Here is a 14,263-nt window from a genome sequence, read left to right as displayed (position 1 = left end):
ACTTGAGAAGCGCCGCTTACGTAGGCTCCCGAGAGGTCATTGATGAGCTGAAGTGGCCGCAGCGGCAGGTGGGGAAGCCTTGGCCGTGGAGTGGCAGAACTCAGAGGCGTCAGAAGTGGCCGAGGGTTGCGCTTGCCGTCATCGTATGATGCGAGCAAAAAAGAGAATTTTCACTAGGACGCGGATTTTCGCCGTTGCGACATACGACGATCCCCGACCTGGCACTGACCGAAATGGCCTTGTGATGGCCATAGCTTGCCTAGAACCGCATGTGAACGAGAGGGGTAGGGATGAGACTCGATGCAGGAGACCGGTTGCTGTTCGCGCTTGCCGATGCTTCCGGAATGTCGATTGATCGCCTCTATCGCATGGGTGCGGTGAGGTTCTGCATGACCTTAGTTCGTAAAGTCTCGTCGATCCGGGACATGTCGCCCCGATAGATAAAGTCCATGCTGACGCCCCAGCCTTCGGCTATGGCATGGCCGTACTCGGACTTAAGCGGCTTCTTGCCCTGCAACACCTTGGAGTAGCTCGAAGGATCGAGGCCGAACGATTGTGCGAATTCGCCCTTATCGAGACCAAGTGCGTCTCTTAGGGCCTCCAGCCGACGCGCCACGCCAGCCTGATCAATCTTGGGGAGCCTGCTAGGCATTGATTTCATGGGCACATTTTGACGGCAAATGGAAAGTTTGCCCATTGAAGTTTCTTCCATCTTGTCTTTCTGGATGTTTTGTCCAGAATATGCGGCATGCAGACCGAGAACCTGATCGAAAAGCTGATCGCTTGCTGGCCGACGCGCCGGGCCTTCGCCGCTGAAGTCGGCGCGAATGTGGAGGCAGTCCACAAGTGGGCGAGGGCAGGACGTGTTCCTGCTGACTGGCAAGCCGCAGTCGTGAAAGCTGCCGCCGCTCGAGGCCTGACGTTTGCGACCGCAGAATGGATGCTGGCCGTCCACGACCGGTCCAGCGAAGTTAGAGGGGCGGCGTAATGCTCTACGCCGCCCCCCTCTCCGGTCGTGAAATCGCTTCGTCATCGAAAACCCTCTCCAAGGGAGAAGATGGAGTGAACATGCGGAAAAATCTTGCCCAAAGTGACGTTCATGCCCGAGCGAGCCGAAAAAGGTTCGCGGGGCTTCTGTGGCGGGCCTTCCCGGCCTCCTCGGAGCGGGATCTGGCGGCGAAGGCCGCGCCGGTGCTCGGCGTGAGCGAGCGGCAGGTCCGGAACTGGCTGCAATGCGAGAACGACGCGGCGCTGCGCCATGTCTTCGCGGTCATGACCATCGCCTGCGGCGAGGAAATCTTCAGCATCATCGAGGGACGGGGATGAGGCGGGTCTATTGGTATCTCATGCAGCGGTTCTACGAGGCGCGGTCCTTCCGCGCCTTCTGCAACCATCTGCACTTCAAGAAACAGTCGCGGAAATATTCTTCCCGGCTGGCCGAGACATGGCTGCACCGCGATGACGAAAGCGAGGAGCATTCGCCTTGCCGCCTGCCCTCCTGCTGGTGGCTCGTCCCCTCCGTGCTCGCCGGATCGGCGATCCTCGCCACGGCCGTCGGGAGCCTTCTGTGACCGCCGCCGCGCCCTTGCCTGTACAGGACGCGGCCACTTCGCCGGGGGCTGCGGCCTCCGGCGCTTTTCGATCGAGCGAATGGGCCGCGCTGCGGCGCCATCCTGCAGGGCGCGCGGATCTGTTGCGCTGGGGCGCGACCCCGGCGCTCGTCGCGCGGCATGCGCGCTGGGGGCGGCCCGTCTATCTGGCGAGCCCTTACACGCTCCGCGCGGTCGGCCCGGACGGCCGCTGGTCGCGGGATCTGTCCGAGGCCGCGATGGCCGACGCCGCGCGCGAGGTGGCGCGGCTACTGGAGGTCGGCGTCACGGCGATCTCGCCCGTGGTGCTCTCGGCCGCCGCGCTCCATGCCACCATGTTCCCCCGGCTCCGGATCGACCCGTTCGCTCTGGCCCTCTGGGAGGACTGGTGTCGTCCCCTTCTCACTGTCTGCGCCGCCGTCGTGGTCCCCGAGATCCGCGGTTGGTCAGACTCCACCGGCATCCGGCACGAGGTCGCATCCGCCCTCGCCGCCCAGGTGCCCGTCTTCATCTATGGAGGCCTGCCATGACGAAGCGTGACCGCTTCCGACGCGCCGCGGGAGGTGCCCGTGCCGCATGACCGACTGACCGAGCCCGCGACCGAGATCGTCGGCGAATTCTGGGAATATCCGCTGGCCTTCGGCGACACGCTCTCGAGCCACGAATGGGTGCCGCTCCACATCAACCGCCTCCTCACCTCCCGCTTCGTCGCCCGAGCGCTCGCGGAGAACCGGCGCGCCGACATCGGCACCGCGCTCCTTCTCTGGTGCGAGGCGTTCCGGCAGGACCCGGCTGGGACGCTGCCCGACGACGATCTTGAGCTCGCCCGGCTTGCCGGCTATGGCGCCGATCTCGAGAGCTGGCGCGCGGCGCGCGAGGGCGCGCTCTACGGCTGGCGCGAGACCCATATCTCGAACCAGGAGGATGCGCCCGCCAACCGGCGGCTCGGCCATGTGATGATCGCGGGCATCGCCCGCGACATGCACCGCCGAAAGCGCGGGCGCGATCAGGCGCGGACGGAAGGCTCGAAGGCCGTGGCCCGGACGCGGGTGAAGAAGAAGCTCATCGAGATCAAATGCTCGCGCGCGGCCGAGAGCCCGGACGTGGTGATCGCCATCGCGGACTGGCTCGGCGAGCGCGATCTCTACATCACGACGGACAATGTGCGCGCGGCCTTCGAGGCCACGCGCGGCGGGCCCAAGCTCGTGCAGGTCCAGTGATTTACAGCTGTAATCGACTGTAATCGACTGCAATCCTTACAGTCATTTACAGCAATTTTCAGGGCCGGAACTGTAATTGCCCCACAGGACAGGACAGGACCGGACCCGACAAAACAGAACCTGACAAAACATCCCTTCTGCAGGGGTGAGAAGATCGGGCGGTGGCGAGACGGCAGGCGTGGCTGGCTGAGAAAGGGATGGCCATGACGAAGGCAGAGGAGCGAGCGCGGGTGAAGGCGCTGGTGGTGGACCGGCTGGAGCAGGCCGGGATGGTGAGGCGGCGCGGCACGGCCGCCGCGGCGCACGAGGCGGCGATGGCCAGGCTCTGCGAGCAGCTGGGCTACATGGGCGCGGAGAACCTGATGACCTTGGCCGAGGTGCTGATCGACAGCGCGGCCGATGGGGTCTGGCCGTCCGAGGTGCTGATCCGGCAGTTCGCGCGGGCCATCGAGGAGCCGCCGCCGGCGGAACGCCGGCTGGTCTCGAGCTGGCTCGCCTCGGTCGAGGGGCCGAAGGCCGAGGCCGGCGGGCATCTGGTGGAGCTCTACCGCTGGCTCCTCAAACACCCCCGCCCGCCGCTCGCGATGGACCTGCGCGAGATCCGGGATGAGGCGCAGGACAACGCCCGGCGCTGCGAGCTGATCCGTGACCGGATCGACCGCGAGACGGCCAGCCGCGAGGATCGCGACTGGCTCGAGCTCTATCTCCGCGACCGGGCACAGGCCCGCGCGCTGGTGGATGCCGGCCGCGCCCGCAAGGAAGGGGCGGCGGCATGATCGGGCGCGCGGTGGACCTGCGGCGGGCGGAGCCGGTGGCGCCGGCGCGGCGAGAGATGTCGATCGAACGCGCGCTGGTCTGGGCGTTCCAGACCGAGTGCGCCAGCGTCGACTTCGCGGAAGAAGCCGCACCGGACAGCTATCGCCGGACCGTCTCGTCGGCCTGGCTGGTGGCGCAGCGGGGCGCCATCGGGTGCCGCATCGACGGCGGCGGGCATTCCCTTCCGGCTGACGATGCCGAGATGATCGCCTCGGCCGTGGCGGCGCTTCCACCCGAGCATGGCGGGCGCGGCATGGCGGTGAAGATCGCCACCCTCGCGCGCGCCGGCCTGCGGCCCGACTGGATGCCCGACGCGCGCCCGCGTTGTGTGCCGCGCGACTGGCGCCGATCCAAGCACGGGATGTTCGCGCGGATCGAGGTGGTGGATGAGATCGTGACGGTGCACCGCGGGCGTCGGGTCGTCCGGCCGGTCGAGGCCTGTCCTGTTACCTATGCCCCGAGCCACGCCCAGATTGCCGCCGCGCGGCGCGAGTGGCTCACATGGTGGGGGGCTTTGCTGCATCTCGGCCACGAGCTGCGCACGCTCGACATTCTGTCGACGGTCCAACTGACCGCAGACATGCCGCCCATGTCGCCATGGCGCGAACAAGGCCGTTGACAGAACCTCACTGCATTGACATTTTGCAGGCGGACCGAATGGCGCCCGGAGAGCAGATGCTCCCCGGGCGCTTCTCGTTCCGGCACCCTCATCATGGCAGGCAGACATGGCGCGGCTCAGGAAGATCCCGCAGCGGCTTGCCTCTGCGCCCGCACGCCTGGCATCGCTCTCGGGCGGTGAAGGCCGCAGCAGGACCAAGGCTCGCCTGACGTTCTCGCCGTGGCGCGCGTGGTATAACACCGCCCGCTGGCGCGCGCTTCGGTGGGAGATCCTGACCGAGGCGGCCTTCACCTGCCGCATGTGCGGCCGGGTCGAGGGGAACACATCGCAGCTCGTGGCTGACCACAAGGTACCGCACCGGGGCGACGAGGCGCTGTTCTGGGATCGCGCCAACCTGCAGTGTCTGTGCAAGTCCTGCCATGACAGCGTGAAGCAGAGTGAGGAGCGCGCGCAACCGCAGGCGGCATCGCCTGCTCCGATGGCACGGCCCGATTGGTTCCGGCCCGTGCATGTGCCGCTCACCATCGTCGTGGGCCCGCCGGGCGCGGGCAAGTCGACGTGGGTGAGAGCAGCGGCCGGGCCCGACGATCTGGTCATCTGCTTCGAGCAGATCACGCGCCGGCTGCTCGGGATCGACCGCCTCAATGCGGAGGAGGGCGACCGGCGCATCGGTGATGTGCTGCGGGAGCGGAACGCCATGCTGGGCGACCTGATGCGGACCAGCGCCCGGGGCCGGTGGCCGCGCGCGTGGCTGATCCTGACCGAGCCCCGGGCCGATCACCGGCAATGGTGGGCGGATCGCCTGCGCCCCGAGCGGATCGTGGTGCTGGCCACGCCGGAGGCAGAGTGCGTGCGCCGGTGCCAGGCCGATGCAGCTGCCGGAGACCGGCGGAAGGCAGGCATTGCCGCCGTCGTCGCGAGGTGGTGGGCCGACTATGGCCCCCGGCCCGGCGAGGTTGTCATCGCGCCCCCTCACCCGGGGGTGGGTGCAAAGTCCAGGGGGTGACGGAAGGAAGACCCGCGCTCCCCTCACGCGGAGATTTTTTTCTTGGACAGCGGAAAAACGACAATCGACCTTTTCGGCGACTGCGTCACGCTGCCCTCGGGGCGTCGTGGACGGCCGTCCCACCAGTGGTCCAAATCGAACGCCGACAAGGTGATCATGGGCTTGGCGCTCGGCTACAAGGCCGAGGAGATCGCGCAGGGGCTGCACATCTCCCTGCCCACCTTGCGGAAGTATTATTTTTCCGAGCTGCGTGCCGCGTCGATGCAGCGGACCCGGTTCGAGCTGTGGCGGGCGAAGGTCCTCGCGGATGAGGCCAACAAGGGCAATGTCGGCGCGCTCAAGGAACTCGGGAAGATCATGGAGAAGCGGGACCGCCTGGCGGCCGAGCAGGCCCTGAAGGATCAGCCGGCCGATGCGGCCGCTGAGCCGATCGGCAAGAAGGAGGCCGCGCGCCGCGCCGCGGCAGAGGCGGCGATCTCGGACCCGGACCTGACGCCGGGCGTCTACCGGACGCACTGACATGATCCACGCCAATGACTGGTCGACCGCCTGCCCGGACTGGGCGGAGCGGCTCGCGTCAGGCCGTTCGCTGATCCCCGACCTGCCGCTCTTCCGGCCGGTCGCGGACAAGGCGCTGCGGATCTTCAAGAGCCTGCGCGTCCCGGACATGATCGGGACGCCGACGCTGGGCGAGGTCTGCGAGGAATGGATCTTCGATCTCGTGAGGGCCATCTTCGGCGCCTACGACCCGGAGACCCGCCGCCGGATGATCCGGCAGTTCTTCGTGATGATCCCGAAGAAGAACGGGAAGTCATCGATCTCGGCCGCGATCATCGTGACGGCGGTGATCCTCAACGAGCGCCCGCTGGCGGAGGCGATCCTGATCGCCGAGACGCAGAAGATCTCTGACATCGCCTTCCGCCAGGCGGCCGGGATCATCCGGCTCGACCCGCGGCTCGACAAGGAAAAGGGCGGCATTTTCGACGTCAAGGATCACTCCAAGACGATCGTGCACATGAACACGGGCGCGGTGATCCGCATCCTCTCGGCCGATGGCGATGTCATTACCGGGTCGAAGGCGGCCTACATCCTCGTGGATGAGACCCACGTTCTCGGCCACAAGTCGAAGGCGGATGCGATCTATCTAGAGCTGGAGGGCGGGCTCGCCTCCCGGCCCGAGGGCTTCCTGCTGGAGATCACGACCCAGTCGAAGGTCCAGCCGCATGGCGAGTTCAAGCGGCGGCTGAAGCTGGCCCGCGACGTGCGCGATGGCAAGGTGAGCCTGCCGATCCTGCCGGTGCTCTACGAGCTGCCGGCAAAGATGCAGGCCGCCAAGGCATGGATGGACGACAGCACCTGGGGGCTGGTGAACCCGAACCTCGAGCGGTCGGTCTCGATCGACTTCCTGCGCGAGAAGTTCGTGGAGGCGCAGGAGGGCGGGGACGACAAGCTCGCGCTCTTCGCCTCGCAGCATCTCAACGTGGAGATGGGCATCGGCCTGCATTCCGACCGGTGGGTCGGGGCGGACTACTGGCTGAAGAATGCGGAGCCGGGGCTGACCTATGCGCAGCTGCTCGACCAGTGCGAGGTTGTCATCTTCGGCGGCGATGTCGGCGGCGCGGACGATCTCTTCGGCCTCACGGCCATCGGCCGGCACCGCGAGACCAAGATCTGGCTGACCCGCAGCTGGGCGTGGTGCGTCAGAGACGTGCTGAAGAACCGCAAGGAGATCGCGCCCCGGCTCGAGGAGTTGGAGAGGGCCGGAGATCTTCGGATCACCGACGGCGCGGCCGAGCATGTCGAGGAGGCGGTCGCGATCATCTGCGAGGCGCGGGACGCGGGCAGGCTTCCGGACGGCGTCTGCATCGGCCTCGACCCCTATGGCGTGGCGGCTCTCGTCGATGCGCTGGAGGCCGAGGGCTTCGATCCGTCCACGCGGATCGCACCCATCGGGCAGGGCTACAAGCTGAACGGCGCGGTGAAGGGACTGGAGCGGCGGCTGCTCGACGGCCGCATCCGGCATGCCGGCCAGCCGATGATGACATGGTGCGTCGGCAACGCGAAGGCCGAGCAGCGCGGGAACAATGTCTACATAACGAAGGAGGCTGCAGGTGTGGCTAAGATCGATCCCCTGATCGCCCTCTTCACGGGGGCGGTGCTGATGGACACCAATCCTCAGGCTCCGGCAAGCCTCGACGACTTCCTGTCCGACCCGGTGCTGGTGATCTGATGTCCCTCATCACCCGCCTCGCCGCGCGCCTGCCGGCGCAGGTCCGCAGCGCCGCCTACGACATCGAGAAGGAACGGCGTCTGTCGCTGTCGGACGGCCCGGGATGGTCGCGGCTCTTCGGCAGGACATCCGCGGCCGGCAAGCCGGTCACCCTCGACAAGGCCATGCAGCTCTCGGCCGTCTGGGCCTGCGTCCGTCAGACCGCCATGGCCATCTCGGCCCTGCCGCTCGCCGTCTACCGCAAGGAAGGCGACGGCTCCCGCAGCTCGGTGGATGACCGGCTGGCCGAGGTCCTCTCGGTCTCGCCGAACCTCGATCAGACCGCGCTCGAGCACTGGGAGGGGCAGGTGGCGTGGCTGATGGTCAACGGCAACTGCTATTCCGAGCGGACCGACATCGGCGGGCGGCTGTCGTCGCTGCAGCCGCTGCCGGCCAACATGACCCGCCCGATCCGCAACAGCGACGGCGAGCTCTTCTACCAGATCCTTGATCGGGGGAAGAGCGAGGTGCTGCCCCGCGACAAGGTCTTCCATGTGAAGGGGTTCGGCTTCGGCGGGGACATGGGGCTGTCGGCCATCAACTTCGGCGTCCAGACCATGGGCACGGCGCTGGCGGCCGACGAGAGCGCGGGCAAGCTCTTCTCGAACGGGATGCAGATCTCGGGGGTGCTGAAGGCAGGGCAAACGCTGACCGCCGAGCAGCGTCAGCAGATGCGGACGATGCTGGAGGCCTACCGCAGCTCGGACAACGCCTGGAAGGTGATGGTGCTCGAAGCCGGAATGAGCTTCGAGGCGCTGACGCTGAACCCCGAAGATGCCCAGATGCTGGAGACCCGGCGTTTCCAGGTCGAGGACATCTGCCGCTGGTTCGGGGTGCCGCCGATCGTGATCGGCCACGCGGGCGAGGGCCAGACGATGTGGGGCTCGGGCGTCGAGCAGATCCTGATCGCCTGGATGGAGCTCGGGCTGAACCCGGTGCTGCGGCGCATCGAGAAGCGGATCCAAAAGGATCTGATGCCCCGGGGTGAGCGGCTCTCGCGCTACGCCGAGTTCAACCGCGAGGGCATCCTCCAGATGGACAGCAAGGCCAAGTCCGAGTTTCTGACCAAGCTCGTCTCCAACGGGATCATGTCCCGCAACGAGGCCCGCGAGAAACTGAACCTTTCCCGGCGCGACGGCGGCGACGAGCTGACGGCTCAGACCGCGATGGCGCCGCTATCCGATCTCGGCCAGAAGGAGAATCAGGCATGAGCATGCGCGACCTGCCGAAGGCCGAAGTCTCGGCCAAGCCCGGCATCCGGAGCGATGTGAACGTGAAGGCGCTGCAGCGCTGGAACCCCGATGTTCGATCGGCCGCCGAAGAGGGCGATGCCAGCATCTCGATCCTCGAGGTGATCGGGCAGGACTTCTGGGGCGACGGCGTGACGGCAAAGCGGATCAGCGGGGCGCTCCGCGCAATCGGCGACCGGGATGTGGTGGTCAACATCAACAGCCCGGGCGGGGACTTCTTCGAGGGCCTCGCGATCTACAACGCGCTGCGCGAGCATCCCGCGAAGGTGACGGTCCGGGTGCTCGGTGTCGCCGCCTCGGCCGCCAGCGTCATCGCCATGGCGGGCGACGAGATCCGCATCGCCCGGGCGGGCTTCCTGATGATCCACAACACCTGGGTGCTCGCGGCCGGCGACCGCCACGCGCTGACCGAGGTGGCGCAGTGGCTCGAGCCCTTCGATGCCGTCTCGGCCGACATCTACGCGGCACGCAGCGGGATCGATGCAAAGAAGATCTCGGCCATGCTCGACCGGGAGACGTGGATCTCGGGCGGCCAGGCGGTGGAGCAGGGCTTCGCGGACGGGCTGCTGTCGGCGGACGAGCTGGACCTGTCCGATGCCGACGAGGGGCGGGCCTCCGCCCGCGCCGAAAGGAAATTCGACGTCCTCGCCAGCAAGGCGGGGGTCTCACGCTCTGAGGCGCGCGAGCTGCTCGCCGCCCTGAAGGGGAGCAAGCCGGGCGCTGCTCCTGCCAGCATGCATGACGCTGCGGTCGCTGCGGAGGTGCGGAACCTCCTGAACTTCGCGAAAACCATCTGATCGGAGATCACCATGAAACATCTGAACATGCCGCTGGTGGCGTCCGCGCTCCTCGCGGCGACCCAGCCCCATGCCGTGCTCTGTGCCCCCCGGGCAGAGGGTGGCGCGGGCAACCTCGAAGCCCTGCTGAAGGAGGTCAAGCAGGAGCTCGACCGCATCGGCAATGACGTCCGCAAGACGGCCGACACCGCCTTCCAGGAGGCGAAGAACGCGGGCAAGCTCTCGGACGAGACCAAGGTCAAGGCCGACAGTCTGCTGACCGCGCAGAACGCCCTGCAGGATTCGGTCGCCAAGCTGCAGCAGCGGCTGGAGGACATGGATGCGCGCAACCTCGACATCGAGCAGCGCATGTCCGGTCGCCGGGGCGGGGGCACTGCGCGCCAGACCCTCGGGCAGGCAATCTCGATGGACGCCCAGGTCAAGGCCTTCAACGGCAAGGGCACCATCACTCTCATCGTGCAGAACGCGATTACCTCGGGTTCGGCCTCGGCCGGCCCGCTGATCGCGCCCCAGCGCGAGACCGAGATCGTGGGTCTCCCCCGCCGGCAGGTGTTCGTCCGCGATCTTCTGAGCCGGTCCACCACCAACTCGAACCTCGTCCAGTATGCCCGGATGAAGGCCCGCACCAATGCCGCCGGCGTCGTGGCGGAAGGCGCGCTGAAGCCCGAGAGCGGGCTGGAATACGAGGCCGCTGACGCTCCGGTGCGAACCATCGCGCACTGGATCCCGGTTTCGCGGCAGGCTCTGGAAGATGCCGACCAGCTGCAGGGCGAGATCGACGGCGAGCTTCGCTACGGTCTCGACCTGACCGAGGAGGCGGAGATCCTCTCGGGCGACGGCGAGGGTCAGCACCTGTCGGGCCTGATCACCAACGCCAGCGCCTATTCCGGCGTCTACGAGCCCGCGGGCGCCACGGCGATCGACAAGCTGCGCTTCGCGCTGCTGGAGGCGAGCCTCGCTCTCTATCCGGCGGACGGGATGGTGCTCAACGAGATCGACTGGGCGCTGATCGAGACGGCCAAGGATTCCGAGAACCGCTACATCTTTGCGAACCCGCTGCAGCTGGCCGGTCCCGTGCTCTGGGGCCGCCCCGTGGTGCCGACGACCGAGATCGACGAGGACAAGTTCCTCGTGGGGGCCTTCCGCGCGGCCGCCACGATCTACGACCGCATGGACACCGAGGTGCTGATCTCGTCCGAGGACCGGGACAACTTCGTGAAGAACATGCTGACCGTGCGGGCCGAGAAGCGGCTGGCGCTGGCCATCAAGCGTGCGGCCGCGCTGATCTACGGCGACTTCGGCCGCGTCGCCTGATCGCGGCGCAGGTGACCGGGGCGGGCCTTCGGGCCCGCCTCTCAGTTCCGATCCCCTTTGGAGAGAGACCATGTCGAAGATGACGGTCACGCCGCTGCGCATGCAGGTCGGCGATTACGGGCGTGCGCGTGCGCATGTGCCGATCAAGGTGGATGCCGACCTCGGCGCCCGCCTCGTGAAGGGCGGCAACTTCGTGGAGGGCTTGTCCGATGTCGCGAAGAAACGCGCCGCCGGCATCAAGGCCCGGCTCGATGCCGAGACCGCAGCGGCGCGTGAGGCCGAGGCCGCGCGCCAGAAGGCCGAGAAGGAGGCCGAGCGCGAGGCGGAAGCCGCCCGCAAGAAGGCCGAGGTCGCGCGGAAGGAGGCCGAGAAGGAGGCGAAAGCCGCGGCCGAGAAGGACGCGGCAGCTGCTCGTGAGCGGGCGGAGCAGGAGGCGAAGGCCGAGCAGCAGCGCCAAGCCGATGCCGCCAAGGCGGCCGGCGGTGAGGGGGGCGGCTCCGAATGATCACCGATCTGGCCATTCTGAAGGAGCATCTTCGGGCCAGTGCCGAGATCCAGAATGGCCTGATCGTTCTCTATGCCGAGGCGGTGGAGGAGCGGCTGACGGCATTCCTGGATCGCCCCGTCTACGCCGACGCCGCGCTGATCCCGGCGCCGGGTGACCCCGACCATGATCCGCTTGCCATTGTTGCGCCGCGCGCCTTCCACGTCGCGGTGATGCTGCTGGTCGGCATGATCTATGACGGCGAGTGGACGCAAGCCGCCCCCGACCTGCCCGGGCCGGTGCGGAGCCTGATGGAGCCCTATCGCGCGTGGCGGGATCTGCCGGAGGAGCGGCCATGAAGGCCGAGAAGCTCGACCGCAGGATCCAGTTCCGCCGGGCTGCCCTGGTGGACGATGGCTTCGCCGAGGTTGAGACGTGGTCCGATCACGGATCGCCGGTCTGGGCCGCCCGCGCGGATCTCAGCGACGGCGAGCGCTGGCGCGCGGCCGAGGTCGCGGCCGGCGTCACGACCCGCTTCACGGTGCGGTGGTCGGCCTTCGCGGCCGCCATCAATCCGAAGGATCGTCTCGTCTGCGAAGGTCGGGAGTTCGACATCACCGGTATCAAGGAGCCGCCGGAGACCCGGCGGCAGTGGATCGAGATCACGGCGGCGGCGAGGATCGACTGATGCGGGTCAAGGTCGAGGGGCTGAAGGAGCTCGAGGCGCAGCTGGCGCGCCTGAGCAAGGGGGCCGCTCGGGGCGCCCTGCGCCGCGCCGGTGTGAAGTCCCTGCAGCCGATGGCGGAGATCGCCCGCGGTCTCGCCCCGAAAGACACAGAGGAGTTGTCGAAGAGCATCACCGTCGCGGCCAAGGCCGTGGGCGGCGGCGCCGAGATCGGGAAGGCGGAGTTCGGAGCCGTGATGCGCGCTGGCGGCTCTGTGGGAGAGGCCCGAGCCGCCCTGCGCGATGCGCGCCGGGCGGCAACCGACGCGGGCAACCTCAGCGCGATCGAGCTCTACATGGGCCCCATCAAGGCGTCGAAGCGAGCGGCCATCAAGGCGGTGGTGCAGGAGTTCGGCTCCATCAAGCAGGCACCGCAGTCCTACATGCGGCCCGCATGGGATCAGGATCGAGAGGCCCTGCTCGGGCGGCTCAAGGTCGAGATCTGGGCCGAAATCCGGAAGGCCATCGTCCGCGCCGAGAAGCGCGCGGCCCGGGCCGCAGCGAAAGCCGCAGGGGGCTGACCCATGGAAGAAGCTCTCCGCGCGCTCCTGCTGGTCTCCAGCGGGGTGACGGCGCTTGCCGGCAGGCGGGTCAACTTCGGCCGCCACCCCCAGGGCGACCCGCTCCCCGCGCTCGTGCTCAACACCATCAGCGACCGCGAGGGGCTGACTGTCAGCGGGCCTGACGGAGTGCAGCAGGCCCGCGTCCAGATCGACTGCTACGCCGAAAGCTACGGCGCAGCGAAGCAGCTTTCCCGCGCCGTGCGCGCCGTGCTCCACGGCCACAGCGGCGGCGGGTTCCGGGGTGTCTTCCTCGACGGCGCGCGCGACCTGCGCGAGCCCGGCGACGACACCGGGCGGCCCTTCCGGGTCTCGCTCGACTTCCTCACCATCTACTCAGCATAGGAGGGCCACATGGCCTCGAAACAGATCATCGCCTACGGGGCCAAGGTGGAGCGCTCCACCGATGGGACCAGCGGCTGGACCGTGATCCCGGAAGCCAAGGGCATCGCCGTACCTGTCGTCGAGCAGGACTATCAGGATGTGACCTCGCTCGACAGCGAGGGCGGCTACCGCGACTACATCAAGGGGCTGAAGGACATCGGCCAGATCACCATCCCGATGGGCTACACCTCGGCGGGTTACGCCGCCATGATCGCCGATCAGGAGGCCCCGAACCCCATCCACTACCGCGTGACGATGAAGCCCGCCCCGGACCAGAGCACCGGCGACGTGTTCGAGTTCCGCGGCTTCCCGGTGCCGCAGATCGAAGCGGGCGACCTCGGCGCCCCGGTCGGCATCAACCTCAACATCCGCGGGACCGGCGCGCCCACCTGGACGCGGGGGACGGAGGCATGAACATGATCCGTGGCGCGATCCCGTTCGAGGCCGAGGGGCGTGAGCGCTTCATCCGGCTCACCACCAATGCCCAGGTCCGCTATCAGGAGCGCGCGGGGGAGACCCTCGTCGATGCCATCGTGGCCATGCAGGGCGAAGGCTCGCAGGGCGACATGCTGCGGCTCCGGCGGCTGATCTGGGCCGGCATGGGCCACGAGGGGCTGAGCGAGGATGCGGCGGGCGACCTGATAGACGAGATCGGGCTGGCCGAGGCCTCGCGGCTTCTGGGCGATGCGATCCGCGCCGCCTTCCCCGAGTCGGCCAAGGCCGAGGCAGAGGTCGAGAACGCCGGGGGAAACGCCCCGGCGCCGGCGAAGCCCAAGGCCAAGCCGGCCGCGGCCTGATCGAGGACCTCCTCGCCCGGTGGCTCGCTGCCGGGCAGGAATACGAGCTGTTCTGGCGGCTCACTCCGCGCGAGCTGATCTCGATCCTCGAAGGCGACTACAAGCGGCGCCGGCGCGAGATCGAGGACCGGCGCGTGCTGCAGCACGAGCTCGCGACCCTCGTGGCCTTCGCCTTCCACCAGCCGGGCAGGATGCCGGACTACAAGCCGCCGGCAGAGGCAGGCGCGCCGCCCGCGCAGAAGGCGGACGCCGGCTGGGATACCGACCACGAGCGGGTGCGCGGCCTGCTCATCGGCATGGCGCTCAGAGGGCGCGGGTAATCCCCGTGAGGGCGCGGCCCGCCGCCGGACCAAGACCGCCCCTTGCAACATGAACCGGCCGCCGTCCCCGGACCAGCTCCGCACAAACGCAACTGACCAGGCCGCCTCCGGGCG

Annotated in this window: 21 protein-coding genes; 20 read left to right on the top strand and 1 reads right to left on the bottom strand. The window is 68.0% G+C overall.

Annotation, left to right across the window (positions count from 1 at the left end):
* Positions 1-361: 361 nt before the first annotated feature.
* Complete coding sequence (locus RSP_RS22410; RefSeq protein WP_227590629.1) at positions 362-955, bottom strand: helix-turn-helix domain-containing protein; 594 nt, start codon at positions 953-955, stop codon at positions 362-364.
* A gap of 32 nt (positions 956-987) precedes the next feature.
* Here RSP_RS22410 and RSP_RS03370 point away from each other — a divergent pair, with 32 nt between their 5' ends.
* The 20 genes from RSP_RS03370 (at position 988) to RSP_RS03275 (ending at position 14,149) form a co-directional block, all read left to right on the top strand.
* On the top strand, positions 988-1,326 hold the full coding sequence (locus RSP_RS03370; RefSeq protein WP_011337217.1) for a hypothetical protein: 339 nt from the start codon (positions 988-990) through the stop codon (positions 1,324-1,326).
* Positions 1,323-1,571 (top strand): hypothetical protein, encoded by a 249-nt coding sequence (locus RSP_RS03365; RefSeq protein WP_017140109.1) that lies wholly within the window; start codon positions 1,323-1,325, stop codon positions 1,569-1,571. Before RSP_RS03370 ends, RSP_RS03365 begins: the two co-directional genes overlap by 4 nt.
* Complete coding sequence (locus RSP_RS03360; RefSeq protein ID WP_023003553.1) at positions 1,568-2,119, top strand: DUF1937 family protein; 552 nt, start codon at positions 1,568-1,570, stop codon at positions 2,117-2,119. Before RSP_RS03365 ends, RSP_RS03360 begins: the two co-directional genes overlap by 4 nt.
* A gap of 6 nt (positions 2,120-2,125) precedes the next feature.
* The gene (locus tag RSP_RS03355) at positions 2,126-2,809 is read left to right on the top strand and encodes a DUF1376 domain-containing protein (RefSeq protein WP_011337215.1); all 684 of its coding nucleotides are present in this window, start codon (positions 2,126-2,128) and stop codon (positions 2,807-2,809) included.
* A 197-nt stretch (positions 2,810-3,006) separates the two neighbouring features.
* Positions 3,007-3,585, top strand: coding sequence for a hypothetical protein (locus tag RSP_RS03350; RefSeq protein ID WP_017140108.1), 579 nt, complete (start codon positions 3,007-3,009; stop codon positions 3,583-3,585).
* Positions 3,582-4,244, top strand: coding sequence for a hypothetical protein (locus RSP_RS03345; protein WP_011337213.1), 663 nt, complete (start codon positions 3,582-3,584; stop codon positions 4,242-4,244). The genes RSP_RS03350 and RSP_RS03345 overlap by 4 nt, the downstream gene beginning before the upstream one ends.
* 106 nt (positions 4,245-4,350) lie before the next feature.
* Complete coding sequence (locus RSP_RS03340; RefSeq protein WP_011337212.1) at positions 4,351-5,250, top strand: AAA family ATPase; 900 nt, start codon at positions 4,351-4,353, stop codon at positions 5,248-5,250.
* Between the two features lie 42 nt (positions 5,251-5,292).
* Positions 5,293-5,769, top strand: a complete 477-nt coding sequence (locus RSP_RS03335) for a hypothetical protein (protein ID WP_011337211.1) — start codon at positions 5,293-5,295, stop codon at positions 5,767-5,769.
* 1 nt (position 5,770) lies between these two features.
* On the top strand, positions 5,771-7,480 hold the full coding sequence (locus tag RSP_RS03330; RefSeq protein WP_011337210.1) for a terminase large subunit: 1,710 nt from the start codon (positions 5,771-5,773) through the stop codon (positions 7,478-7,480).
* Positions 7,480-8,730, top strand: a complete 1,251-nt coding sequence (locus RSP_RS03325) for a phage portal protein (RefSeq protein WP_011337209.1) — start codon at positions 7,480-7,482, stop codon at positions 8,728-8,730. The genes RSP_RS03330 and RSP_RS03325 overlap by 1 nt, the downstream gene beginning before the upstream one ends.
* Positions 8,727-9,566 carry a head maturation protease, ClpP-related gene (locus RSP_RS03320; protein ID WP_011337208.1) on the top strand — a complete coding sequence of 280 codons (840 nt, stop codon included), beginning with the start codon at positions 8,727-8,729 and terminating at the stop codon, positions 9,564-9,566. Before RSP_RS03325 ends, RSP_RS03320 begins: the two co-directional genes overlap by 4 nt.
* 12 nt (positions 9,567-9,578) lie before the next feature.
* Positions 9,579-10,880, top strand: coding sequence for a phage major capsid protein (locus tag RSP_RS03315; RefSeq protein ID WP_011337207.1), 1,302 nt, complete (start codon positions 9,579-9,581; stop codon positions 10,878-10,880).
* Positions 10,881-10,950: 70 nt separating this feature from the next.
* The gene (locus RSP_RS03310) at positions 10,951-11,385 is read left to right on the top strand and encodes a hypothetical protein (RefSeq protein WP_011337206.1); all 435 of its coding nucleotides are present in this window, start codon (positions 10,951-10,953) and stop codon (positions 11,383-11,385) included.
* Positions 11,382-11,723 (top strand): head-tail connector protein, encoded by a 342-nt coding sequence (locus tag RSP_RS03305; protein ID WP_011337205.1) that lies wholly within the window; start codon positions 11,382-11,384, stop codon positions 11,721-11,723. The genes RSP_RS03310 and RSP_RS03305 overlap by 4 nt, the downstream gene beginning before the upstream one ends.
* The gene (locus RSP_RS03300) at positions 11,720-12,052 is read left to right on the top strand and encodes a phage head closure protein (protein ID WP_011337204.1); all 333 of its coding nucleotides are present in this window, start codon (positions 11,720-11,722) and stop codon (positions 12,050-12,052) included. Before RSP_RS03305 ends, RSP_RS03300 begins: the two co-directional genes overlap by 4 nt.
* Positions 12,052-12,609 (top strand): hypothetical protein, encoded by a 558-nt coding sequence (locus tag RSP_RS03295; RefSeq protein ID WP_011337203.1) that lies wholly within the window; start codon positions 12,052-12,054, stop codon positions 12,607-12,609. The genes RSP_RS03300 and RSP_RS03295 overlap by 1 nt, the downstream gene beginning before the upstream one ends.
* 3 nt (positions 12,610-12,612) lie before the next feature.
* On the top strand, positions 12,613-12,993 hold the full coding sequence (locus tag RSP_RS03290; protein WP_011337202.1) for a DUF3168 domain-containing protein: 381 nt from the start codon (positions 12,613-12,615) through the stop codon (positions 12,991-12,993).
* 9 nt (positions 12,994-13,002) lie between these two features.
* Positions 13,003-13,446, top strand: a complete 444-nt coding sequence (locus RSP_RS03285) for a phage tail protein (protein WP_011337201.1) — start codon at positions 13,003-13,005, stop codon at positions 13,444-13,446.
* Positions 13,443-13,829, top strand: a complete 387-nt coding sequence (locus RSP_RS03280; protein WP_011337200.1) for a hypothetical protein — start codon at positions 13,443-13,445, stop codon at positions 13,827-13,829. Before RSP_RS03285 ends, RSP_RS03280 begins: the two co-directional genes overlap by 4 nt.
* 134 nt (positions 13,830-13,963) lie before the next feature.
* Positions 13,964-14,149 carry a hypothetical protein gene (locus RSP_RS03275; RefSeq protein ID WP_011337199.1) on the top strand — a complete coding sequence of 62 codons (186 nt, stop codon included), beginning with the start codon at positions 13,964-13,966 and terminating at the stop codon, positions 14,147-14,149.
* Positions 14,150-14,263: the final 114 nt, after the last annotated feature.

Source organism: Cereibacter sphaeroides 2.4.1, from assembly GCF_000012905.2.
GTDB lineage: Bacteria > Pseudomonadota > Alphaproteobacteria > Rhodobacterales > Rhodobacteraceae > Cereibacter_A > Cereibacter_A sphaeroides.
Note: the sequence above shows the minus strand (reverse complement) of the source record. Positions and strands in the feature narration are given on the sequence as shown.

Excerpts from the sequence above, each read along its gene's own strand:
- RSP_RS03370 (WP_011337217.1), top strand. The coding sequence starts at position 988 with ATGCTCTACGCCGCCCCCCTCTCCGGTCGTGAAATCGCTTCGTCATCG.
- RSP_RS03365 (WP_017140109.1), top strand. The coding sequence starts at position 1,323 with ATGAGGCGGGTCTATTGGTATCTCATGCAGCGGTTCTACGAGGCGCGG.
- RSP_RS03350 (WP_017140108.1), top strand. The coding sequence starts at position 3,007 with ATGGCCATGACGAAGGCAGAGGAGCGAGCGCGGGTGAAGGCGCTGGTG.
- RSP_RS03345 (WP_011337213.1), top strand. The coding sequence starts at position 3,582 with ATGATCGGGCGCGCGGTGGACCTGCGGCGGGCGGAGCCGGTGGCGCCG.
- RSP_RS03340 (WP_011337212.1), top strand. The coding sequence starts at position 4,351 with ATGGCGCGGCTCAGGAAGATCCCGCAGCGGCTTGCCTCTGCGCCCGCA.
- RSP_RS03330 (WP_011337210.1), top strand. The coding sequence starts at position 5,771 with ATGATCCACGCCAATGACTGGTCGACCGCCTGCCCGGACTGGGCGGAG.
- RSP_RS03325 (WP_011337209.1), top strand. The coding sequence starts at position 7,480 with ATGTCCCTCATCACCCGCCTCGCCGCGCGCCTGCCGGCGCAGGTCCGC.
- RSP_RS03320 (WP_011337208.1), top strand. The coding sequence starts at position 8,727 with ATGAGCATGCGCGACCTGCCGAAGGCCGAAGTCTCGGCCAAGCCCGGC.
- RSP_RS03315 (WP_011337207.1), top strand. The coding sequence starts at position 9,579 with ATGAAACATCTGAACATGCCGCTGGTGGCGTCCGCGCTCCTCGCGGCG.
- RSP_RS03310 (WP_011337206.1), top strand. The coding sequence starts at position 10,951 with ATGTCGAAGATGACGGTCACGCCGCTGCGCATGCAGGTCGGCGATTAC.
- RSP_RS03305 (WP_011337205.1), top strand. The coding sequence starts at position 11,382 with ATGATCACCGATCTGGCCATTCTGAAGGAGCATCTTCGGGCCAGTGCC.
- RSP_RS03300 (WP_011337204.1), top strand. The coding sequence starts at position 11,720 with ATGAAGGCCGAGAAGCTCGACCGCAGGATCCAGTTCCGCCGGGCTGCC.
- RSP_RS03295 (WP_011337203.1), top strand. The coding sequence starts at position 12,052 with ATGCGGGTCAAGGTCGAGGGGCTGAAGGAGCTCGAGGCGCAGCTGGCG.
- RSP_RS03290 (WP_011337202.1), top strand. The coding sequence starts at position 12,613 with ATGGAAGAAGCTCTCCGCGCGCTCCTGCTGGTCTCCAGCGGGGTGACG.
- RSP_RS03285 (WP_011337201.1), top strand. The coding sequence starts at position 13,003 with ATGGCCTCGAAACAGATCATCGCCTACGGGGCCAAGGTGGAGCGCTCC.
- RSP_RS03280 (WP_011337200.1), top strand. The coding sequence starts at position 13,443 with ATGAACATGATCCGTGGCGCGATCCCGTTCGAGGCCGAGGGGCGTGAG.